The organism is Novosphingobium sp. SG720 (assembly GCF_012275365.1).
In the GTDB taxonomy this organism is placed as follows: domain Bacteria; phylum Pseudomonadota; class Alphaproteobacteria; order Sphingomonadales; family Sphingomonadaceae; genus Novosphingobium; species Novosphingobium rhizosphaerae.
Map to the genome: position 1 here is coordinate 1,006,545 of NZ_JAAZQN010000001.1, position 21,671 is coordinate 1,028,215.

Annotated in this window: 23 protein-coding genes and 3 tRNA genes; 10 read left to right on the plus strand and 16 right to left on the minus strand. The window is 65.8% G+C overall.

The window, feature by feature from the left end:
- The first annotated feature begins 2 nt into the window (after nt 1-2).
- Genes FHW94_RS04495 through FHW94_RS04510 form a run of 4 tightly spaced genes read left to right on the plus strand, consistent with a single transcriptional unit; the run spans nt 3 to nt 3,514 of the window.
- Complete coding sequence (locus FHW94_RS04495; protein ID WP_246865877.1) at nt 3-749, plus strand: biotin--[acetyl-CoA-carboxylase] ligase; 747 nt, start codon at nt 3-5, stop codon at nt 747-749.
- Complete coding sequence (locus FHW94_RS04500) at nt 749-1,555, plus strand: type III pantothenate kinase (protein ID WP_168554534.1); 807 nt, start codon at nt 749-751, stop codon at nt 1,553-1,555. Before FHW94_RS04495 ends, FHW94_RS04500 begins: the two co-directional genes overlap by 1 nt.
- The gene (locus tag FHW94_RS04505; protein ID WP_168554535.1) at nt 1,552-3,204 is read left to right on the plus strand and encodes a ribonuclease J; all 1,653 of its coding nucleotides are present in this window, start codon (nt 1,552-1,554) and stop codon (nt 3,202-3,204) included. Before FHW94_RS04500 ends, FHW94_RS04505 begins: the two co-directional genes overlap by 4 nt.
- Nucleotides 3,205-3,238: 34 nt before the next feature.
- Nucleotides 3,239-3,514 carry a DUF1467 family protein gene (locus tag FHW94_RS04510; RefSeq protein ID WP_168554536.1) on the plus strand — a complete coding sequence of 92 codons (276 nt, stop codon included), beginning with the start codon at nt 3,239-3,241 and terminating at the stop codon, nt 3,512-3,514.
- Between the two features lie 87 nt (nt 3,515-3,601).
- Here FHW94_RS04510 and FHW94_RS04515 read toward each other — a convergent pair whose 3' ends face one another.
- Together FHW94_RS04515 and FHW94_RS04520 are read right to left on the minus strand one after the other, a co-directional pair.
- Complete coding sequence (locus FHW94_RS04515) at nt 3,602-4,486, minus strand: bestrophin family ion channel (protein WP_168554537.1); 885 nt, start codon at nt 4,484-4,486, stop codon at nt 3,602-3,604.
- Nucleotides 4,487-4,504: 18 nt separating this feature from the next.
- Complete coding sequence (locus tag FHW94_RS04520) at nt 4,505-4,804, minus strand: hypothetical protein (RefSeq protein WP_168554538.1); 300 nt, start codon at nt 4,802-4,804, stop codon at nt 4,505-4,507.
- Nucleotides 4,805-4,990: 186 nt separating this feature from the next.
- On the opposite strand from FHW94_RS04520, the gene FHW94_RS04525 reads away from it, so the two are divergent.
- Nucleotides 4,991-5,872 carry a LysR family transcriptional regulator gene (locus FHW94_RS04525; protein ID WP_168554539.1) on the plus strand — a complete coding sequence of 294 codons (882 nt, stop codon included), beginning with the start codon at nt 4,991-4,993 and terminating at the stop codon, nt 5,870-5,872.
- 70 nt (nt 5,873-5,942) lie between these two features.
- Here FHW94_RS04525 and phoB read toward each other — a convergent pair whose 3' ends face one another.
- The 7 genes from phoB to FHW94_RS04560 all read right to left on the minus strand — a co-directional run bounded on the left by phoB (nt 5,943) and on the right by FHW94_RS04560 (nt 13,344).
- Nucleotides 5,943-6,632: a phosphate regulon transcriptional regulator PhoB gene (phoB, locus tag FHW94_RS04530; protein ID WP_168554540.1), complete on the minus strand. Its 690-nt coding sequence runs from the start codon at nt 6,630-6,632 to the stop codon at nt 5,943-5,945.
- Nucleotides 6,633-6,732: 100 nt separating this feature from the next.
- Nucleotides 6,733-7,416 (minus strand): phosphate signaling complex protein PhoU, encoded by a 684-nt coding sequence (gene phoU / locus FHW94_RS04535; protein ID WP_168554541.1) that lies wholly within the window; start codon nt 7,414-7,416, stop codon nt 6,733-6,735.
- Between the two features lie 11 nt (nt 7,417-7,427).
- Nucleotides 7,428-8,270 carry a phosphate ABC transporter ATP-binding protein PstB gene (gene pstB / locus FHW94_RS04540; RefSeq protein ID WP_246865878.1) on the minus strand — a complete coding sequence of 281 codons (843 nt, stop codon included), beginning with the start codon at nt 8,268-8,270 and terminating at the stop codon, nt 7,428-7,430.
- A 1-nt stretch (nt 8,271) separates the two neighbouring features.
- The gene (gene pstA, locus FHW94_RS04545; RefSeq protein ID WP_246865879.1) at nt 8,272-9,540 is read right to left on the minus strand and encodes a phosphate ABC transporter permease PstA; all 1,269 of its coding nucleotides are present in this window, start codon (nt 9,538-9,540) and stop codon (nt 8,272-8,274) included.
- 7 nt (nt 9,541-9,547) lie between these two features.
- Nucleotides 9,548-10,930 (minus strand): phosphate ABC transporter permease subunit PstC, encoded by a 1,383-nt coding sequence (pstC, locus tag FHW94_RS04550; protein ID WP_168554543.1) that lies wholly within the window; start codon nt 10,928-10,930, stop codon nt 9,548-9,550.
- Between the two features lie 22 nt (nt 10,931-10,952).
- A complete protein-coding gene (locus FHW94_RS04555; protein ID WP_168554544.1) occupies nt 10,953-11,999 on the minus strand; it encodes a substrate-binding domain-containing protein in 1,047 nt (348 codons plus the stop codon).
- 151 nt (nt 12,000-12,150) lie between these two features.
- Entirely contained in the window at nt 12,151-13,344 is a 1,194-nt protein-coding gene (locus tag FHW94_RS04560) for an ATP-binding protein (protein WP_168554545.1), read from the minus strand.
- A 114-nt stretch (nt 13,345-13,458) separates the two neighbouring features.
- Here FHW94_RS04560 and FHW94_RS04565 point away from each other — a divergent pair, with 114 nt between their 5' ends.
- A complete protein-coding gene (locus FHW94_RS04565; protein WP_168554546.1) occupies nt 13,459-13,674 on the plus strand; it encodes a hypothetical protein in 216 nt (71 codons plus the stop codon).
- Between the two features lie 155 nt (nt 13,675-13,829).
- Entirely contained in the window at nt 13,830-14,051 is a 222-nt protein-coding gene (locus FHW94_RS04570; RefSeq protein ID WP_168554547.1) for a hypothetical protein, read from the plus strand.
- Nucleotides 14,052-14,186: 135 nt separating this feature from the next.
- On the opposite strand, the gene FHW94_RS04575 is transcribed toward FHW94_RS04570, so the two are convergent.
- From FHW94_RS04575 to recJ, 4 genes are all read right to left on the minus strand, one after another.
- Nucleotides 14,187-14,261: transfer RNA gene (locus FHW94_RS04575), tRNA-Glu, on the minus strand.
- 79 nt (nt 14,262-14,340) lie between these two features.
- Nucleotides 14,341-14,415: transfer RNA gene (locus FHW94_RS04580), tRNA-Glu, on the minus strand.
- Nucleotides 14,416-14,434: 19 nt separating this feature from the next.
- A tRNA-Glu gene (locus FHW94_RS04585) sits at nt 14,435-14,509 on the minus strand.
- A 104-nt stretch (nt 14,510-14,613) separates the two neighbouring features.
- Entirely contained in the window at nt 14,614-16,428 is a 1,815-nt protein-coding gene (recJ, locus tag FHW94_RS04590) for a single-stranded-DNA-specific exonuclease RecJ (RefSeq protein ID WP_168555468.1), read from the minus strand.
- 173 nt (nt 16,429-16,601) lie between these two features.
- Here recJ and FHW94_RS04595 point away from each other — a divergent pair, with 173 nt between their 5' ends.
- From FHW94_RS04595 to FHW94_RS04605, 3 genes are all read left to right on the plus strand, one after another.
- Nucleotides 16,602-17,084 (plus strand): NAD(P)H-dependent oxidoreductase, encoded by a 483-nt coding sequence (locus FHW94_RS04595; RefSeq protein WP_168554548.1) that lies wholly within the window; start codon nt 16,602-16,604, stop codon nt 17,082-17,084.
- A gap of 147 nt (nt 17,085-17,231) precedes the next feature.
- Nucleotides 17,232-17,936 carry a hypothetical protein gene (locus FHW94_RS04600; RefSeq protein WP_168554549.1) on the plus strand — a complete coding sequence of 235 codons (705 nt, stop codon included), beginning with the start codon at nt 17,232-17,234 and terminating at the stop codon, nt 17,934-17,936.
- Between the two features lie 74 nt (nt 17,937-18,010).
- Complete coding sequence (locus tag FHW94_RS04605) at nt 18,011-18,475, plus strand: AHH domain-containing protein (protein WP_349237480.1); 465 nt, start codon at nt 18,011-18,013, stop codon at nt 18,473-18,475.
- Between the two features lie 61 nt (nt 18,476-18,536).
- Here the strand turns inward: FHW94_RS04605 and leuA are convergent, their stop codons facing one another.
- The 3 genes from leuA to FHW94_RS04620 form a co-directional block, all read right to left on the minus strand.
- Nucleotides 18,537-20,207 (minus strand): 2-isopropylmalate synthase, encoded by a 1,671-nt coding sequence (leuA, locus tag FHW94_RS04610; protein ID WP_168554551.1) that lies wholly within the window; start codon nt 20,205-20,207, stop codon nt 18,537-18,539.
- Between the two features lie 250 nt (nt 20,208-20,457).
- Nucleotides 20,458-21,111: a YceI family protein gene (locus tag FHW94_RS04615; protein ID WP_168554552.1), complete on the minus strand. Its 654-nt coding sequence runs from the start codon at nt 21,109-21,111 to the stop codon at nt 20,458-20,460.
- 174 nt (nt 21,112-21,285) lie between these two features.
- A complete protein-coding gene (locus FHW94_RS04620; protein ID WP_168554553.1) occupies nt 21,286-21,648 on the minus strand; it encodes an I78 family peptidase inhibitor in 363 nt (120 codons plus the stop codon).
- Nucleotides 21,649-21,671 lie beyond the last annotated feature (23 nt).

Below are 21,671 nucleotides of genomic sequence, written 5' to 3' on the forward strand. Positions count from 1 at the left end.
CCTTGTTCGAATTCGTAGACGAGATCCCCTCCACCAACGCGGCCCTTGTGGCGCGCGCTGGTGGGGGGGATTGCCTTTTGGAAGGGCACTGGCTGATCGCCGATCGCCAGAGCGCCGGGCGCGGCCGCGCCGGGCGGGCCTGGAGCGATGGCTTCGGCAATTTCATGGGCTCCACCGCCGTCCAACTCGCGCCCCATGAAGCCGCGCCGCAGACACTGGCGCTGGTCGCGGGGCTCGCGCTGTGGGATGCCGTGGCCGCCTGTGCGCCGGGGCGGCCCGATCTCTACCTCAAATGGCCCAACGACCTGCTGGTGCGCCAGGCCAAGCTGGCCGGCATCCTGCTGGAACGAGTGGGCAACACGGTGGTGGTGGGTATTGGCGTGAACCTGGCGGTGGCGCCGCCAGTGTCCGGGCGGGAGACCGTCTCGCTTGCTGCCCTGGGGCATGGCACCGATCGCGATGCCTTTGCCGCCCAATTGGCGACGCACTGGGCCGCGCGCCTGGAAGCCTGGCACGCCGGGCAATGGCCTGCGCTGCGCCGCGCCTGGGAAGAGCGTGCCGTGCCACGTGGCACGCTGGTTTCCGTCAATGACAAGGATCATGGCCCGATCATGGGTGGTTTTGCCGGGATCGATGCCGATGGCGTAGCGCAATTGCGCCTGGCGGACGGCCGGCTTCTTGCCATTCACGCCGGCGATGTCGATCTGGTGGGTGAGCCGGGGTCTTCCGCGGCCCGAGGAGAAGCGTGATGCTGCTGGCGGTCGATGTCGGCAATACCAATGTCGTCTTTGCCCTGTTCGAGGAACGGACGATCCGTGCGCGCTGGCGCGTGGCGACCGATCCGCGCCGCACGGCCGATGAATATGCCGTGTGGCTGCTGCAACTGATGCAGATCCAGGGTTTTGCCCGCGACGCCGTGCGCCAGATCGTGATTTCCACGGTGGTGCCGCGCGCGCTGCACAATCTGGAAGTTCTGGCCGACAAGTATTTTGGCCTGGAACCGCTGGTGGCGGGGCAGGGCGCGGCCGAATGGGGCTTCGTTGCCGATGTGGACGAACCGCGCTCGCTGGGTGCGGACCGTGCGCTCAACGTCATCGCCGCGCATGCACGCCATCCCGGCGAGCATCTGATCATCATCGATTTCGGCACCGCAACCACGTTCGATTGGGTTGACCCCGAGGGCACCTACAAGGGCGGGATCATCGCGCCGGGCATCAACCTGTCGCTCGATGCGCTGGTGAGCGCGGCGGCCAAATTGCCGCGCATCGCCATTTCCGTGCCGCGCCAGGGCGAAAGCGTGATAGGGCGCAACACCGAAGACCAGATGCACATCGGCGTGTTCTGGGGCTATGTGGCGATGATGGAAGGCCTGATCGCCCGCATGCGCGCCGAAATCGGCCATCCGGCCAAAGTGATTGCCACAGGCGGCCTGGCCGTGCTGTTTGACCGCCACACGCGGATTTTTGACCATGTCGACGCCGATCTGACGTTGGACGGCATGGCCTTGCTTGCAGAGCGCGCCCAGGGGGCCGCCCAGAACAGGACACAAGAGTGAAGCCCGGTAAGGAATTGTTGTTTCTCGCCCTTGGTGGTTCGGGCGAGATCGGGATGAACGTCAACCTCTATGGGTGTGACGGCAAATGGCTGATGGTCGACCTGGGCATGACCTTTGCCGATCCCTGGTATCCGGGCGTGGAACTGGTGTTTGCCGACCTCGAATTCATCGAGGAACGCAAGAAGGACCTGCTCGGCATCGTGCTCACGCACGCACACGAAGACCATATCGGTGCCGTGCCCTATTTTGCGCAGGAACTGGGCGTGCCGCTTTATGCCACGCCGTTCACCGCGCGGCTCGTGCATGAAAAGCTGGTCGAGGCGGGCATCGAGAACAGCGTCGACCTGAACGTGATCGAGAACGAGGGCAGCCTCTCGCTGGGTGGGTTCGACATCCGCTATGTGCCGCTGGCGCACTCGATTGCCGAAGGCAATGCGCTGGTGATCGACACGCCCTATGGCCGCGTGTTCCACACCGGCGACTGGAAGCTGGATGACGAGCCCCGCGTGGGCACCCCGGCGACCGAGGAAGAACTCACCGCGATCGGCGACGAGGGCGTGCTGGCGCTGGTGTGCGATTCCACCAACGTGTTCAATCCCAAGCCTTCGGGCTCGGAAGGGGCGGTGCGTGCGGGCCTGCTGGAAACCATTGCGGAACTGAAGGGCCGCCGGGTGGTGGTGACGACCTTTGCCTCCAACGTGGCGCGGTTGCAGACCCTGGCCGAAGTGGCCGAGGCGACAGGGCGGCAGCTCTGCGTTGCGGGCCGTTCGCTTGATCGGATCATCAAGGTATCGCAGGCATCGGGCTATCTGCTCGATTTTCCCGATCCGATCAGCATGGACGCGGCGATGGACCTGCCGCGCGGCGAAGTGCTGATCCTGGCGACCGGCGGGCAGGGCGAAGCGCGCGCCGCGCTGGCGCGGATCGCGGGCGACCAGCACCCGATCAAGCTGGAAGCGGGCGATGCCGTGGTCTTTTCCAGCCGCCAGATCCCCGGCAACGAACTGGCCATCGGCCGCGTGCAGAACGCGCTGGTGGAAAAGGGCGTGCGCCTGGTCACCGACAAGCAATCGATGATCCACGTTTCGGGCCATCCAGGCCGGCCGGAACTCATGGCGCTGTATGAATGGCTGCGCCCGCACATCCTGGTGCCCGTGCATGGCGAGATCCGCCACATGGCCGAGCAGGCCCGCCTGGGCAAGGCCGAGGGCATTCCCAAGACGATCGTGCAGAAGAACGGCGATCTGGTGCGCCTGGCGCCCAACGGGCCGGTCAAGCTGAGCACCGAGCGCAATGGTCGCCTGGTGCTGGACGGCGATATCATCGCCCCGGCCGATGGCGAAGCCATGGCTGCGCGGCGCAAGCTGGGCAACAATGGCCTGGTCAGCGTTGCCCTGGCGGTGACCGCGGAAGGCAAGCAGGCGTCGGGCGTCGATATCGGCTGCATCGGCGTGCCCCTGGAAGAGGACATGGAGCCTTTCCTGGAGGAAGCCCGCGAGGACGTGTCAAAGGCACTCAAGGCGCTGAAAGGCGATCGCAAGCGCGATCGCGTGGCCGTTGCCGAGTGCGTGCGGCTTACGGTAAGACGCACCGCGCAGCGCTGGTGCGGCAAGAAGCCGGTGGTGCAGGTCCTGCTGCGCGAACGCTGAAACCCATGCGCCGGCGCGGCTAGGGAGAGAGACGATGCGTTGGACGTCGATGTTGGCGATCTATGCCCTGTTCTGGGTGCTTTCGGCCTTTGCCGTGCTGCCGTTCGGCCTGCGCACCCCTGATGAAGTGGGCGTGGCGCCGGCTGCCGGCCATGCCACCAGCGCGCCGGTCAATTTCCGGCCGCGCGTGGTGCTGTTGCGCGCCACGCTGGTTTCGGCCGCGCTGTTTGCGCTGTTCTATGCGAATTTCTACAAGGGCTGGGTGACGGCGGCAGACCTTGATGTGTCGCGGCTTTTGGGGATCGACTGAGGCCCCTCCATCGCGGCTTTGCGGCGGCTCGCCCTCGCCATCACCGATGGGGATGTCGCAGACCGCAGGCCCGACGGACGGGCCCCATCACCACAAGATGCCGCCGTCGGGCTGAACCACCGGCACGGGCGGCAGGCCGATGCTTTCGTTGCAATCGGATTCGATCGTCGCGCACATCGCGGTCAGCGGGGCATCGTGGATCGTGTTGGCGAAGGGGTTGACCAGATCGTCGCCGATCTGCAGCGCGGCCAGGAACATGAACCCGGCCAGCGCCGAACCCAGCGGCGTTGCCGGCCCCAGCGTCTCGACCAGACCGATCGGCAGCAGCACGCAGAACAGCCGGGTAAAGAAGGTAGGGAAGCTGCGGTATTGGGCGGGAAGCGGCGTGTTGCGCAGGCGCTCCATCGCGCCTTGGGCGTTGGCGATATCCACCATGATCGCTTCGATCCGGTTCAACTGGACCGTGTCGATCCAGCCTTTGCGGAGCGCGGCGGCCAGGCGCATGCCATTGCCTTCGAGCAGGCCGTTGGCGGGATTGCGGCGCCCCAATTCGGGAATTTCGCCATCGCCCAGCACGCGATGCGCGCTGTCCGCCGGGCTTTCACCGCGCAACTGGTGGCGCAGCACATGCACATAGGCGATATGCCGCCGTACCACTTCGTGGCGCAGTGCCTGACCTTCGGCATGATCGGGCAGGGCCGCGCCCACCGCGCGTGCCAAGCTGCGCGAGGCGTTGGTCATCGCGCCCCACACGATGCGGCCTTCCCACCAACGGGCATAGGCAGAGTTGACGCGGAAACCGAGCAGCAGCGCCAGGCCCGTGCCGAAAATGGTAAGCGGCAGGGCCGGCGCGGGAAACGGCGTGTAATAATAGAAGACGGTTACCGCCACGTCCCACACGAACAGTGCGATCAGCGTGTTCCACGCCGCCACGAATGTCATGCGGATACGCGGTGTCTTGCCAACGATCATGCCTGGATAAGCCCTTGGTCAGAGGCGTGCGGCCGAACTGCTGCCGTTATCCATGGTCAGCCAGGCCCGCCGCAGCGCGATGCAGCCGATAATACCGATCAACTTGGCCAGCGCCAGTTGCAGTGTCTGCCCTTCTTCGTTGAACGCCAGCCAGGCCAGCACGGCCATGGCAACCAGTGCGCAATGCACCGGCAGCGCTTCGATATCGTTCCAGCGCAGCGGTTGTTCGACATCCGCTGTGGTGTTGCGAAAGGGGAATGCAAAGGCCATCGACAGGTTCCCATGGTTGTGGATCGCGCCACCGTGGCGCGCCGCCATGCCCATCATTTTGCGTTGCGCCAGGCCCATGGGAAGGGCTGCGCAGGACAAGTGTGGCTTTCATTTCCCGAAAACATCATGCTTTTGAATGGGTTGCTCGGCGATTTCAAGAGTGGGCAACGATTTCAAACAGTTCTGCAACCTTCCTTATATTGCGACGCAACACCCGCTTCCTATCGTAGGGAAATGGCTGATCGATTTTCCGAACTGCTCTCGTTCGTCCGCGTTGCCGAGGCTGGCAGCCTGTCGCAGGCGGCCGTCCGCCTGGGTTTGTCGCTGCCGGTGGTCAGCCGCCGTCTGGCGCAACTGGAAGCGCGCCTGGGTGTGGCACTCGTCCGGCGCAACAGCCGGCACCTTTCGCTGACCGAGGAAGGCCAGTTGTTCTATCGCCAGGCCGGGCAAGTCCTGGCGGATATGGAGCGCGCTGAAACGGTGGTGCGCACGCGGGCCTTCGGGCCGGCCGGGACATTGAAGGTGGCAACCACGCTGGCGTTCGGCCGCCGCCGCCTGGGCGACCTGCTGCAGCGCTTTGCCAAGGCCCATCCGGACGTGACCGTGCATCTCGACAGCGTACCCGCGCTGAGCAATCCGGTGGAAAGCGGCCACGACCTGGTGATCAGCTTTGCCACGCCGCCGCTGTCATCGCTGATCTGCCGCCGCCTGGGCAGCAACCCGCGCTTGTTGTGCGCGGCGCCGTCTTATCTGGAGCGGCGCGGGCGGCCGCGCGTGGTGGAAGACCTGGCCCGGCACGATCACGTGGTGGTGCTGGACGAAGCGGGCGCCGTGTTGCGCGAAGGGCTGCCTGAAAGCCTGGCGCTGCCAGCGGGCCTGGCCACCAACGATGCCGACGTGGCGCGGGCATGGGCGCTGGACGGAGCCGGGATAGCCCTGCATTCGCTGTGGGAAGTGGCCGAAGACCTGGAAAGCGGCGCGCTTGAAGTGGTGTTGCCCGAAGTGGAATTGCCCGCGCTGCCCGTCGTCGCCCTGTTCGAGCCGCGCCAAGGCCGCACCCCGCGCTTGCGGCGGTGCCTGCAATTCCTGGCACACCAGGTACCGGCCTTGGCTTGAGGGGAGGCCGCTGCCCCCTCCGCCAGCCCTGCGGGCTGCCACCACCCCCGGTTGGGGGAGGATCTTTGCTTTACACGCCTTCCAGCGCGTAGCCGGCCGAGCGCACGGTGCGCACGGGGTCGGCGGCGCCGGGGACGGCGATCGCCTGGCGCAGGCGGCGGATGTGGACGTCCACGGTGCGCAGTTCTATGTCGCTGCCGCTGCCCCACACGGCATCGAGCAGTTGCCCGCGCGAGAAGACGCGGCCGGGATGCTCCATGAAATGCTTGAGCAGGCGAAATTCGGTGGGGCCGATCTTGATCGACTGCCCGCGCCGCGTCACGCGGTGGGCGGTGGGATCGAGGCTCATGTCCCCGACGGTAATGGTTTCGCCGGCCAGCGCCGGGCGCACGCGGCGCAGCACGGCGCCAACGCGGGCAATCAGTTCGCGGGGAGAAAACGGCTTGGTGACATAATCGTCCGCCCCGGTTTCCAGGCCGCGCACGCGATCGTCCTCATCGCTGCGCGCGGTCAGCATGATGATCGGCACATGCGCGGTGGCCTTGTTGCGGCGCAGGCGGCGGCACACCTCGATCCCGCTGGTGCCACCGATCATCCAGTCGAGCAGGACGAGATCGGGCGTATCTTCGGCGGCGAGCAGCAGCGCTTCGTCGCCATCGTCGGTGCTGCGCACGTCATAGCCTTCGCCGCGAAAGCGGTATTCGACCAGTTCGGCCAGCGCGGTATCGTCTTCGACGAGAAGCAGCTTGGGGGCAGACACGCAGAACCTCCGGTAGTGAACCTTGACCGTAACCTTGCGAAAGCACGACAAATGTTACGCGGCCATGACGAAACCGGCGGGAATGTTGCCCCCCGGTGGATTACGCGGGCGGAATCACGTCTTCCCGTTCGGGCAGATAGGTGCCGGTGGCGGCATAGTGCACGATTTCGGCGATATTGGTGGCCTGGTCACCGATCCGCTCGATATTGCGGGCCACGAACATGAGCTGCGCCACGCTGCTGATCGTGGCGGGGTTTTCCACCATGTACGATACGAAGTTGCGGAACACGCTGTCATAGATCGCGTCCACCTTGGCATCGCGGCGCACGATCTCGGCCGCGGCCACGGCATCGCGCGCGGCATAGGCGGTGAGCACGTCGTGGACCATGTCGCTGGCCAGTTCGTTCATGATCGGCAGCAGGGTGAGCGGTTCGAAGCGCTTGCGCCCTTCGATGTGGCCCACGCGCTTGGCGATGTTCTTGGCATAATCGCCGATGCGCTCGATCACGCCGGCGATTTTCAGCGCGGCGATCACTTCGCGCAAGTCGTCGGCCATCGGCGCGCGCAGCGCGAGGACGCGGATGGCGAGGCGATCGACTTCGCCCTCCAGCTGGTCGATGCGCTTGTCGCGCGCGATCACGCTGGCGGCGAGGTCTTCGTTGCCGCCCACCAGGGCGTCCATCGCCTCGGTAATGGAAAGTTCGGCCAGGCCGCCCATTTCCGCCACCAGGCCGCGCAGGCGGGTGATGTCTTCGTCGAATGCCTTGACGGTATGTTCAGCCACGTCTCGTTCCCTTACCCGTAACGGCCGGTGATATAGTCCTTGGTGCGCTCTTGCCGCGGATTGGTGAAGATATCCGAGGTGGTGCCGTATTCCACGATCTTGCCCATATGGAAGAATGCGGTGCGCTGCGAGACGCGGGCGGCCTGCTGCATGGAGTGGGTGACGATCACGATGGCATAGCGGCCGCGCAATTCGTCGATCAGTTCCTCGATACGGGCCGTCGCGATGGGATCGAGCGCGGAGCACGGCTCGTCCATCAGGATCACTTCGGGATCGACCGCAATGGCGCGGGCGATGCACAGCCGCTGCTGCTGCCCGCCCGAAAGCGCGGTGCCGCTGTCGGCCAGGCGATCCTTGACTTCTTCCCACAGCCCGGCGCGCTGCAGCGAGGTTTCGACAATGCCGTCGAGTTCGCTCTTGCTCGTCGTCAACCCGTGGATACGCGGGCCATAGGCAATGTTTTCATAGATCGACTTGGGAAACGGGTTGGGCTTTTGAAAGACCATGCCCACGCGCGCGCGCAACTGCACCACGTCCATGCCTGAGCGGTAGATGTCCTGCCCGTCGAGCAGAATTTCGCCTTCGACGCGGGCGTGGGCAATGGTGTCGTTCATCCGGTTCAGCGAACGCAGGAACGTGGACTTGCCGCAGCCCGAGGGGCCGATGAAGGCCGTGACGTAATCGTTGGGCACGTCGATCGAAACATCGTCGATCGCGCGCTTGGCGCCATAGAATACGCTGACATTGCGTGCGCTGATCTTGGCCGGGCCATCGTCGGGCAGGGCGTTGACGATGGGCGCGATTTCGCCGGTCGGTTCGGTCGTGGCATCGGTCAGGGGAAGGGGGGCGTTCATGTTACCACCGTTTCTCGAAGCGGTTGCGCAAGTAGATGGCAAGACCGTTCATGAGCAGAAGGAAGATCAGCAGCACCACGATCGCAGCGCTGGTGCGCTCGATGAAGCCACGGTCGATTTCGTCGGACCACAGGAAGATCTGCACGGGCAGGACCGTGGAAGGCGAAGTGAGATCGCCTGGCGGCGAGGCGACGAAGGCGCGCATGCCGATCATCAGCAACGGCGCGGTTTCGCCCAGCGCGCGTGCCATGCCGATAATCGTGCCGGTCAGGATGCCGGGCAGGGCGAGCGGCAGGACGTGGTGGAACACCACCTGCACCGGGCTGGCGCCCATGGCCAGTGCGGCGTCGCGGATCGACGGGGGCACCGCCTTGATCGCGTTGCGGCCGGAAATCACGATGACCGGCATGGTCATGAGCGCCAGGGTCATGCCCCCGATCAGCGGGGCGGAGCGATAGTGCGGGAAGATTGCCAGGAACACCGCCAGGCCAAGCAGGCCGAAGATGATCGATGGCACGGCTGCCAGGTTGTTGATCGAGATTTCGATCAACTCGGTCCAGCGGTTGCGGGCGGCATATTCTTCCAGATAGAGCGCGGCGAGCACGCCGACCGGAAACGCCAGGACCAGCGTGACCAGCATGGTCATGATCGAGCCCTTGAGCGCGCCCCAGATGCCCACGGCCTGCGGGCTGGTGGCATCGGACCGGGCCAGGAAGCCCCAATCGAACGCGCGGACCAGCTTGCCCTGGTCCACCAGATGCTTTGCCACGGGGCGCAGCGCTTCCTGGCCATCACCGCGCTGGGTTGAGGCGAGTTCGTCGGAAGCGGGAAGCGAGACGGCAATGCTGGCTTCATCGAGCAGCGCCGGCTTTGCCGCCAGGCGCGTGGCCACTTCGCGCCAGGCGCCATCGGAAAGCAGCGCGGCGCCGCCCTGGCCCAGGCCCTTTTCGGCGGCGGCATCGACCAGGGCGGGCAGACCCGCCAGTTCGAGCGCGCTGGCCGGATCGGGCTGGGCCAGCCGATCGCGATCGATCGAAAGCTGGCCGCGCAGCGGCAGGTCAAAGCGCAGTTCGCTGCGCTGGAAACCGGCCAGGCCGCTCGATGCCATCGACACCAGCAGGAATGCGAGCACCAGCGCGGAAAAGGCCACGGCGGCAAGGCCGGCCAGCTTGAACAGCCGGTCGCCAGCGTGGCGCTTGCCCAGGCGTGCCGCCATGCGCGCGCGGCGCTGCGCGGCCAGCGTATCGGAAGAAGAGGTCAGCGTGTCCATGGTCGGCTCACTCATAGGCTTCGCGATAGCGCTTCACCACGCGCAGGGCGATGAAGTTGAGCGCCAGGGTGACAAGGAACAGCACCATGCCCAGGGCAAAGGCCGAAAGCGTGGCAGGATGGTCAAAGCTGCCTTCGCCGGTAAGCATGGCGACGATCTGGAACGTCACCGTGGTCATCGACTGGAACGGATTGGCGGTGAGATTGGCCGAGGCCCCGGCGGCCATTACCACGATCATGGTTTCGCCGATCGCACGGCTGACCGCCAGCATGATGCCCGCAACGATACCCGGCAGCGCGGCGGGCACCAGCACCTTGCGGATGGTTTCGGCGCGCGTGGCGCCCATCGCCAGGCTGCCGTCGCGCAGCGAATCCGGCACGGCGGCAATGGAATCGTCGGCCATGGAGGAGACGAAGGGAATGATCATCACGCCCATGACCAGGCCGGCGGCCACCGCGCTTTCGGTCGATGCGCTGGAAATGCCGATGCCCTGGGCAAAATCGCGCACCGCCGGCGCCACGGTGAGCGCGGCAAAATAGCCATAGACCACGGTGGGCACGCCCGCGAGGATTTCGAGCAGCGGCTTCATCACCTTGCGCACAGTGGAGGAGGCATATTGGGTCAGGAAGATCGCGCTCATCAGGCCAAGCGGAATGGCCACGAGCATGGCGATGATCGCGCCGATGTAGATCGTGCCCCAGAACAGCGGGATCGCGCCGAACTGCTTGCCATCGACCGAGCCCGTGCTCATCGGATCGGGCGCCCAGTGGGTGCCGAACAGGAAATCGATGGGCGAAACCATGCCGAAGAAGCGCACGGTTTCGAACACCAGGCTGACGATGATGCCGGCCGTGGTGAGGATCGCCACCAGCGAGGCGATCAGCAGCAGGCCCATCACCGCGCGTTCCACCCGCGTGCGTGCGGTGAAATCGGGCTTCAATCGCAGGAAGGCAAAGGCCCCGCCGGCCAGCGCCACCAGGATGGTGACGACCAGGCCGATCGATTCATAGCGGGTAAGCGCCACGCGATAAGGCGCGATCAGCCCTTCGGCTTCGGGCATGAACACGCCATAGGCCTTGCCTTCGGCCACGGCGCGCGCCTGCGCCAGCATGGCTTCGCGTTCAAAGCCGAAGCCGGGCAGGGCGGCGGCGGCCGGATCGGCCAGCACGTGCGCCGTGATCAGCGCCGGGCTGACCGCGTTCCAGATCAGGGCAAAGACCAGCGCCGGCACGGCGATCCACAGCGCCACGTACCAGGCGTGAAAGCCAGGCAGCGAATGCAGCCGCGCGTGCGGTGCTGCGCGGCGGAATGCCCAGGCACGCGAGCGGGCCGCCAGCCAGCCGACAAGGCCCAGCCCGAAGGCGAGCAGGAGAAGAATGGCTGGCGACATGACTGGGCTTACCCGTCCTTTCTTACTTGAGCTGCGAACCGTCGAGCGACGGCATCGTGGTCACGGCCTTGGCGCTTTCAGCCAGGATGGCATCGGGTGCAACCACCATGCCGAGCTTGGCCAGAGTGCCATCCTTGCCCCACAGCTTTGACCATTGCGTGACATAGGCCTGAAGACCCGGAATAGCCTTCAAATGCGCTTTCTTCACATAGATGTAGAGCGGGCGCGCACCGGGATAGCTGAAATCGGAAATGGTCTGGTAGGTCGGCGTGATGCCGCTCATCGTCAGGCCCTTGATGCGATCGGCGTTCTCTTCGACGTAAGAGAAGCCGAAGATGCCGATCGCCTTGGGATTGGCTTCGATCTTCTGCACGATGAGGTTGTCGTTTTCGCCGGCATCGACATAGACGCCGTCTTCGCGCACCTGGGTGCAGACATCGTCGTGCTTCTTCTTGTCGCTGTCCTTGAGCGCCTTCATCTCGGCATTGGCATCGCAGCCCTTGGCCAGGATCAGTTCCTTGAGCGCGTCGCGCGTGCCTGAGGTGGAGGGCGGGCCATAGACCAGGATCGGATCGGCGGGCAGCGACGGGTTCACGTCGTGCCAGGTCTTGGCGGTGTTGGGCTTGCCATAGGGATTCTTGGCCAGCGCCTTGTAGATGTCTTCGGGCGTCAGGGCGAGGCTGGCGCCGCCCTTGGCTTCGGCAAAGGCCACGCCATCCAGGCCCACCTGGATTTCGGCGATGTCCTTGACGCCATTGGCCACGCATTCGTCGAATTCCGACTTCTTCATGCGGCGCGAGGCATCTTCGATATCGGGGTGCTGCGGGCCGACGCCAGCGCAGAACAGCTTCATGCCCGCGCCCGTGCCGGTCGATTCGATGATCGGCGACTTGATCGACGGGTCGCTCTTGGCGAGCTGCTCGGCCACGGCCTTGGCAAAGGGATAGACGGTCGACGAGCCGACCGCGCGGACCTGGTCGCGGCTGCCGGAGTCGGCGCCGCCGCAACCGGCCAGGGCAAACGAACCCAGCGCGGCCGTCGAAAGAGCAAGAGTGCGAAACGTGACCATGGCAATACCTTCCATTCCCCGTGGCCTGCCGTTCTTGGTGGCCTGGATGTGTCCCGGTGGATGCTGCGCCAATGCGACCGGCGTGTGACAGGTTTATGACAATTCCCGAAGCGATTGTGACAAAACCGCCAAGCCCACGGAAAAGCGCCGGTCAGCCCTGTGCCGCGGCCTCTTCGGTGGCGAGATCCACCAGCGGCAGATGGACGGTTACGGTGGTGCCTTCGCCCAGGGTGCTGGCGATATCGAGCTTGCCACGATGGCGTTCGACGATGTGCTTCACGATCGCAAGGCCAAGCCCGGTACCGCCTGCCGCGCGGCTGCGCCCCGGATCGGAACGGTAGAACCGCCGCGTGAGGTAAGGCAGGTGATCGGGGTGGATGCCTTCGCCACGGTCGGCCACTTCGAGCACGACATCGCTGCCCTCGCGGCGCACGCGCACGCGCACCGGTGCCTGCGCATCGCCATACTTGAAGGCGTTGTCGATCAGGTTGCGGATCAACTGGTCCAGTTGCTGGCGGTCGCCGCAGACCAGGCCGCTGTCGGTTTCGGCCACGATCCGCTCGTCGCCCACGGTAAAGCCCACTTCGCTGGCGATCGTCTGGGCCATTTGCCCCAGGTCGATCTTCTCGCGCGGGAATTCGTGCTTTTCCGCCTCGATCCGTGAAAGCGACATGAGGTCTTCGACCAGCGTCTGCAGCCGCTTGGCCTCGCGCAGGACGGTGGCGTGGAACTTGGCCGAGGTGGCCGGATCGATCCGTGCATCGGGATCGGCCAGCGTTTCGACATAGCCGATGATCGAGGCGAGCGGCGTGCGCAATTCGTGGCTGGCGTTGGCGACGAAATCGGTGTGGGCGCGGCTGATATCGGCCTCGGCGGTGCGATTGACCAGCTCGATCAGGGAAAACCGCTCGTCGATGGCCACGCGGCTGACCTGCCAGATGCTGCGCGCGCCGGTCAGGCCGCGAACCAGCGCGGTTCCCTCGGGCTTGTCGAGCAGAGTGATCGCTTCGGGATGGCGCAGCGCCACGCGCGCGTCCTGGCCCACGATGTGCGGGCCCAGCGCCTCGCGCGCGGCGGCATTGGCCGATGCGATGCGCTGGCGATCGAGCATCAGCACGGGCACGCTGAACGGCTCGACCAGCGCGACCATCGCCTGGCGCGAAACGCTGCCTTCCTCGGGCCGGACCTGGACGATCTCGGGCTCGGGACTGGCAAGCCAGAGCGAGGCGAGCCACACGACCAGCACTGCAAAGGCCAGCCACAGGCTGGCGCCGGCAAAGGGCATGGCAAGCGCAGCCGCCAGCGCGATGGCCACGCTTGTCCAGGGCAGGGCCAGACCTTTCATGGGGGTACGTCACTTTCGCAGGAAAACGAAGATGGCCCACCTGTTAGGCGAGGGCAGGGGGTGGCGGCAAGCCTGCGTGGGTGCTGTCACACTTGCGGTCCACAGAAGAGGCGCGTGGGCGCAAAGGCCGGGCGGCGCGCCAGCTTTTGCTTCCGTTTCGGCGGGACCGGTTATGCCGGGCACATTGATCGCGCAAATCTGGCCGGGATAAAAGATTGTTTTGCTTTGCCGAAGTCCGCTGTCTTGGCCATTTTGGCACATGCGCTGGTTGCAGCCGATACCGCCAAAGCTGCGGGGAAAGACGTGGCCGGGCGCCGCCGGGGCGCGTAAACGGGGGGCAAGGTCGAACATTCCCTTCATGGCTCGCCCGCAAGCAGGCACGGGGCAATGGCATGCGCAAGGGCGGTGGGGTGCGCAGGACGGCCCAACGAGGATGCAGCGTTCGGCATGAACCGATCGGCGCCATGGAGTGGAAGGACGTTAGCATGAAACCCTCGGATCGCACCGGCGCCGACAAGGCCGTTCTGGCCGACCTGATCGGCATGCTCGAAGGCTCGCTGGCCGTGCTGGATCGCCAGGGCGCCTCTCTCGCGGCCGCGCACCTGTCGATGGTGCTCGATCTCATGCGCAAGGAACTGGCCGGCCCACGCGTGATGGAAGGCATCGCCGGCATCCCCGCAACCATGCAATCCTCGCAGGTGCATTGAGCGCCAACGGGGTGCCATCGGGCAAGGCGTTGCCGCCGGGACGCGCCCGTTGATGTGCCAAAATGGAAAGTGATCGGGACTGGCGCTTTGGCGCAGGACCATGATTGCAAACGGTGCTGCGGCAACCGGCCGTCATGGTGACCCCTACGGGAATCGAACCCGTGTTTCAGCCGTGAAAGGGCCGCGTCCTGACCGCTAGACGAAGGGGCCTTTGCATGAAAAGGCGTGCCATAAGCTGCATCGCGCATTGTAGCGTTGCCGGCAATCCACACCTTGGGGAAGGCGGGAATGGTGACCCCTACGGGAATCGAACCCGTGTTTCAGCCGTGAAAGGGCCGCGTCCTGACCGCTAGACGAAGGGGCCGTCCGGCAGCGTGCAATGATGGTGACCCCTACGGGAATCGAACCCGTGTTTCAGCCGTGAAAGGGCCGCGTCCTGACCGCTAGACGAAGGGGCCGCCGGGCTTGCGCCGCTGGGCAGGTCCGCGCCTCTATTAGGCTGGGCGCGGTGCGTCAACCCGGCGATCCAAAAAATCCCGCCAAAAAAATCGGGCCTGAAAATTCAATCGGCAAAAGCGGCGTCTTCGATGTGGAGTTCGGCCGCCGGGCGGCTGCCCCAGTCATCCAGCCGCACCCGCCCGGCAAGCCACAGCTGGCGCCCCTTGCAGCCGTGCAGCAGGGTCTGGCCCAACTCGGTTTGCGCGGCGCGAAAGGCCATGGCCTTGAACGAGCGGCCATCGGCGCCCGCCACGATTGCGCGCACGTGATCGTTGCCCACCAGATCGCACTTGACCAGCCGCACCGGCCCCACCGCCACGCGCGGGCCGGGCCAACCCACCCCATAGGGGCCGGCGCCCTCCAGCGTTTCGACCAGGCTGGGGGTGAGGCCACCGGGGCTGAGCGAGAGATCGAGCGCAAGGCTTTGCGCGGCGCGGGCGTTGGCGACATCGCGCCCCAGGCGCTCGTCCAGCCACTGTGCCAGCGGTTCGACGCGATCATGCGCAATGGTCAGGCCACAGGCCATGGCATGGCCGCCGCCCTTGACCAGCAACCCAGCTTCGCGCGCGGCAATGATCGCGGCACCCAGGTCGACGCCGGGAATGGACCGGCCAGAGCCTTTGCCCATGCCGGCGCCGTCCACCTCGGCTTGCTCGCCATCGTCCAGCGCGATGACCAGCGTGGGCTTGCCGGTCTTTTCCTTGATGCGCCCGGCCACGATCCCGATCACGCCAGGGTGCCAACCCAGGCCCGACACCACGACCACCGCACGGTTGTGCTGCGCTTCCACTTGCGCTTCGGCAGCTTCCTGCACCGCCTGCTCGATCGCGCGGCGTTCGTCGTTCAGCGCAGACAGGCGCGTGGCGATGTCCTTGGCTTCGTCCGGGTCTTGCGTGGTAAGCAGCCGCACGCCCAGCGATGAATCGCCGATGCGCCCGGCGGCGTTGATGCGCGGGCCCAGCGCAAAGCCCAGGTCGCTGGCCGTGGGCGCGCGGGCGATGCGGCTGGCATCGATCAGCGCGGACAGGCCGATGTTGGCGCGCTTGGCCATGACTTTGAGCCCCTGGGCCACCAGCGCGCGGTTGAGGCCTTTCAACTGCGCCACGTCGGCCACGGTGCCCAGCGCCACCAGATCGAGCAGCGCCATGAGATCGGGCGGCGGCCGGCTTTCGAACCAGCCGCGGACCCGCAGCACGCGGACCGTGGCCACGGCAAGGAGAAACGCGACGCCGACTGCCGCGAGATGGCCATGGGCGGCGGCTTCGTCTTCCTCGTCCAGGCGATTGGGATTGACCAGGGCCACGGCGGGCGGCAGTTCGGCCGCGCACTTGTGATGGTCCACCACGATCACGTCGATCCCGGCGGCCTGGGCCTGGCCCAGTGCATCGTGGGCCATCGCGCCGCAATCGACCGTGACGATCAGCTGGCTGCCTTCGCGGCCCAGCCGCACCAGCGCCTCGCCCGACGGGCCATAGCCTTCAAGCAGGCGATCGGGGATATAGGCCTGACCTTCCACCCCCAAGGCGCGGAGCAGGCGCAGCAGCAGCGCGGCGCTGGTGGCGCCATCGACGTCGTAATCGCCATAGACGGTGATGCGCTCGGCCCGCACCACGGCGTCCGCCAGGCGGCGGGCGGCCACATCCATGTCGCGAAACACCGAAGGATCGGGCAGGAAATCGCGCAAGGTGGGGCGGCGGTGCCGCTCCAGATCGTCATGGGGCACTCCGCGCGAGAGCAGCAGTTGATCGACCAGGTCGTTGCTCAGGCCATCGTCGCCTGAACCGGCGCGGCCGAAGCGGCCCGAAAGGTCCATATTGCCGCCGCGCCAACGCCAGGCGAGGCCGGAAAGGGAATGGGTAATCGCAGTGACGGGGATCATCCCTGCGCGGTAGCCGATCAGCGCCGCAGGGGCAAATCGGCCGGATGCCGCCAACACCGTGGAAACCGCATCGGCCACGCGCCGTTCATATCCGATTTGACACGAATTTGTCGGGCGCGTTTGCTGAGGTGGCCGGGGGCTTGGCGGGCAGGCGCGGGATTAAGGATCGGGGCATGTTGGCGATTATCTGGCACAGCCGCACGGGCGCGGCACAGGCCATGGCCGAAGCGGCCGCGCAGGGCGCAGCAGGCGCGGCGATTGCCGTGCGCCTGCTGCGTGCCGAAGCGGCCACGCCCGAAGATTGCCTGGCGGCGCAAGGCTTCCTGTTCATCTGCCCCGAGAACCTGGGCGGGCTGACCGGGGAGATGAAGGCGTTTTTCGATCGCTGCTATTATCCCTTGCTGGGCCGGCTGGAGGGGCGCGCCTATGCCAGTGCCATCGCCGCCGGGACGGCGGGGCAGGGGGCGCAGGCCCAGCTTGACAGATTCGTCACCGGCTGGCGGCTGCGCCGTGTTGCTCCGCCCTGCATCATCCTTACGGGTGCAGATCGGCCCGATTCGATCTTGGCCGCCAAGACGCTGCCACATATTGCATTGCAAAAATGTCGCGAATTGGGACAGTTGTTATCAAATGGCTTGGAAATGGGTGCCTTTTGATCGTGGCGCCGCCAGATGTTGACGATATTTCGACCTTCTTGAGCGCAGGCACTCTAAGTAGCCGCAATGGATTGCGGTGCGGTGGTTGGCCCGAAGACAGGAGCGTGTGCGGTGGGCAATGGTAAGGACAGTGCAGGGGGGCGCGCGATGGCGACGCTGTTGTTCGCCCCGGGCGCACGTCCCGATGCCGATGCCCTGGCCCGGCTGGCGCAGGCCGATCATGCTTTTGCCGTAAGCCATCGCCCGGCCGGCTCGGCGGGATGGGTGGAATTGCTGCGCGATGGTTTAACGTTCGATCTCAGCGGTTTATCCCCTGATAGCGGCAATCCCCCACCCGTTGCCGCATCCCGCGTTGGGCTGCCTGCAGGGCTTGACGTGGCCGCGTGCGAAGCCTTGTCGCTGGCGCCGGGACCGCATCTGGCGGGCGCGGAAAATTTGCTTCCCGTGGTTCAGGTGGCCGCCAGCCTGCTCTTGGCGCTGTCCACGTTGCCGGGCCTGGTGGCGATCGGCTGGGTGCCTGCGGGCAACCTCGTTTCGCCACGCTGGTTCGTGGATGCCGTGCAACCCTGGCTCGACGGCGGGCCGTTTCCGGCGCTGGCGCTGGCCGGACTGAAGCGCGGGGCCGAGAGCGTGACGAGCAGTGGCTTGCGATTCTTCACCGGCCAGGAATTCGAACTGCACACGCAGGGCGGCCGGCCCAACGAAAGCCACGCGCGCGCTGCCGTGCGCCTGATCGATTGGCTGGTGGCCCATGGGCGGATCACCCAGGCCCAGACGATCACTTTGCCTGGCATTGGTGCGCTCTGGATAGAAACGGATGAAAGCGGTAATATTTCGGTACGATGGGCCTGACGAAAAACGTTCCTGATTCGTCCCAAAAGCTGCGCCAGGCGGCGCGCACCACGATTCCCTTCTATTCCGTTAACGTGGCCGGATCGCCAGGATACCAGGCGCACATGCAGCGGCACCATATCCTGCCGCGCCAGATCCTCAGCCGTCCCGCGCTGCACACGATGCTGGCCCGCCTGGGCGAGGCCAGCGTGGGCTTTCACGATTTCCGCCGCAACGGCCTGCTGCTGCCGGCGACCGAAGCGGCGGCACGGCGCGTGTTCATGCCGCTGCATCGCGGGCCGCACCGGCAATACAACCAACTCGTGCTCGAACGCATTGGCCAGATCGAGGCCGGCTGGCAAAAGCGCCGCGCCGGCAACGATATGGCCGCCGATCACGAGGCGTTGATGCGGATTGACCTGTTGCAGCGCGCCTTGCGCCGGCGCCTGCTCGATCCGCGGCGCTGGGGCGGCATGCCGCTCAACCCGCGTGACCCTGCGGCCGATTTCAGCCATCTGGACGCGATGGCCGACATGCTCTGGGCCGAGACCGAAGCATAAGCAAAAACGCCCCGGAAGCAGACCTTCCGGGGCGCCCTATGCGATTGAAGTGGTTGGCCGTTCAGCGCCCGGCGTTGGCCGCCGAAAGGATGGCGCGCACGCTGGCGGTGGCGACGTCTTCGTCGATGCCCACGCCCCACACCACGCGGCCATCGGCCAGCACGCATTCGACATAGGCGGCGGCGCGCGCATTGGTGCCGCTGCCCATGGCGTGTTCGGAATAGTCGCGCACTTCCAGGCCCACGCCGAAGCCATCGTTGAGCGTGGCCACCACCGACGAGATCAGGCCGTTGCCGCGCCCGCTGACGGATTGCACCTGGCCGTCGATCTCGATCTTGCCGGCAAACACGCGGGTGCCATCGGTGCCGCGCTGCTCGTCATAATCGACCAGCTGGAAGTGCTGCGGTGCATCGAGGCGATAGACCTTGCGGAACACGCCCCAGATATCGCCGGCCTGAAGCTCGCGCCCCAGTTCATCGGCCAGTTCCTGCACATGGCGTGAAAAGTGCGCCTGCATCTTCTTGGGCAGCTTGAGGCCCTGGTCCTGCTCCAGCACCCAGGCAAACCCGCCCTTGCCGCTTTGCGAATTGACGCGGATGACGGCTTCATAGCTGCGGCCCAGGTCTGCCGGGTCGATCGGCAGGTAGGGCACGGCCCAGAGTTCGTCATTGCGCTGTTCCTGCGCGGCGAAGCCCTTCTTGATGGCGTCCTGGTGGCTGCCGGAAAAGGCCGTGAACACCAGTTCGCCGCCATAGGGATGGCGCGGGTGCACGGGCAGCTGGTTGCAGTATTCCACGGTCTGGATCACTTCGTCGATGTCCGAGAAGTCCAGTTCCGGGTCTACGCCTTGCGTGTAGAGATTGAGGCCCACCGTCACCAGGCAGCAGTTGCCGGTGCGCTCGCCATTGCCGAACAGGCAGCCTTCGACGCGGTCTGCGCCGGCCATCAGGCCCAGTTCCGCCGCGGCCACGCCGGTGCCACGGTCGTTATGGGTGTGCAGGCTGATCACCGCGCGGTCGCGGCCGGGCAGGTTGCGGCAGAAATACTCGATCTGGTCGGCATAGATGTTGGGCGTTGCCGCTTCCACCGTGGCCGGCAGGTTGAGGATGATCGGCTTTTCCACCGTGGGCTGCAGCACGTCCATCACCGCTTCGCAGCATTCGATGCTGAAATCGAGTTCGGCGGTGGAGAAGGTTTCCGGGCTGTACTGGAAATGCCAGTCGGTCTGCGGGAAACGGGCGGCCTGGTCGCGCAGGAACGTGGCGCCGCGGCGGGCGATCTCGCGGATCTCGCTCTTTTCCATGCCGAACACCACTGTGCGCCACAGCGGCGAAACGGCGTTGTAGACGTGGACGATGGCCTTCCTGGCGCCCGCGAGGCTTTCGAACGAGGTCTTGATCAGATCCTCGCGCGATTGCGTCAGCACCTGGACGACGACGTCTTCGGGAATGCGGCCTTCATCGACCAGCGCGCGGATGAAATCATATTCGGTCGCCCCGGCGCTGGGAAAGCCGACTTCGATTTCCTTGATGCCAACCTTGCACAGCAGATCGAAGAAGCGTGCCTTCTTGTCGGCGTCCATCGGATCGATCAGCGACTGGTTGCCATCGCGCATGTCGGTGGAAAGCCAGCGCGGCGCCTGGGTGATGGTGCGCGAGGGCCACTGGCGATCGGGCAGATCAACCTGCGGGAACGGACGGTACTTGATGCCGGGATTCTTCAGCATGGCCATGATGGCTGAACCTTGGATTTGGGAATGATGCGTCTGGTGTGAAGGGATGACCCTTGGGCGCCGTGCGCGCCGCGAAACCGACGCGTCAGCTCACGCCCAAGGGCGTGTAAGTCGCAGGGTAAGGTTCAGCGCGGCGATCATGGGGCATGCCTATGGTGGTTTGCGGCCGCCTTGTCCAGATGAAATGTCCGGCCAAGACAAACCCCGCACCGGCCGGGCCGATGCGGGGTTCGGGTCTGCGCTGGGCGGATCAGGCGGTCTTTTCGAACGCGATCGTGATGTTCAGCTTCACCTCGTCCGACACGAACGGCAGTACGCCGTTCACGCCAAAGTCGGAGCGCTTGATCGTGGTTGCGCCTTCAAAACCCACGGTTTCCTTGCCCGACATGATGTTCTTGCCCGCGCCGATGAAATGCGCGGCGATCGACACCGGCTTGGTCACGCCATTGAGCGTGAGGTTGCCGGCGACAGTGGCGCTGGTGCCATCGGCGCCAGGCGTCACGCTGGTCGAGGTGAACGTGGCATCGGCCGGGGCGGGGCCGAAGAAATCGGGCTTCTTGCCGTCGGCGCCGGGGCGCAGCAGGTGGGCAGTAAGGCCGGCGCTGGCCGTGATCACCTTGCTGACGGGGATCGTGGCCGTCACCTTGGCGGCCGAAGGATTGGCCGGGTCGAGCGTCAGCGTGCCGGTCACGCTACCGAACAGGCCGAAATAGTCATTGAAGCCCAGGTGATTGACACTCCAGGCCACCAGCGAGTGGTTGGGATCGGCGGCATAGCTGCCGGCAGTGACACGGGCCTTGTCGGGCTGGCCAGGCAGGGCCGGGGCCTGGGCAATCATCGGCGTGGCCGCCAGGGCAAGGGCCAGCGGCGCTGCCAGCGTGAACGCGGTACGAACGGTGATCATGTGAAGTCTCCCATGGGCGCTGCCGTTTCGCAGGAGGGCACGGCGCCCAGGGCATGGGATGCCAAAGGGCTGCGCCTGTGGCAAGCGAGCAAAGCTCATGGCTGGGCCGGCATGCGCGAACAGGACGCGTGCGCGCTGGGCGAGGCGGATAGACCAACGCCGCGCGCGATTGCCTCAGCCGCAGCGAGTGGCCGCAATCTGGCCGTGCTCGTCGACGATCACATTGAGGCGGCCGGGCTGGTAATCCATCGTCACGGCGTCGCCGGGATGCACCCAGCGGATGTGGCGGTGGCCAACGGCCGCGATCACGGCGGCGTGGGTCTCATCGTTCTCCGGCTGGTGCATCAGAGCGGCCAGGCGCCCTTCGCCGCAATTGATCGCGGGGAGGCTCTCGGCATCGACAGCGTCGCTGCCGTCGGCGAGCGGCGTGGCGGTGCTGGCCTCGGCCGAGGAACCCGGCTTGGGTACCTTGGCGCCGCACGCCGCCAGCAGGCAGAAACCGGCGCAGGCCGTGGCAAGATGTCGCAGCGAAAGCATCGGCAACTCGAATCTGGTCACGC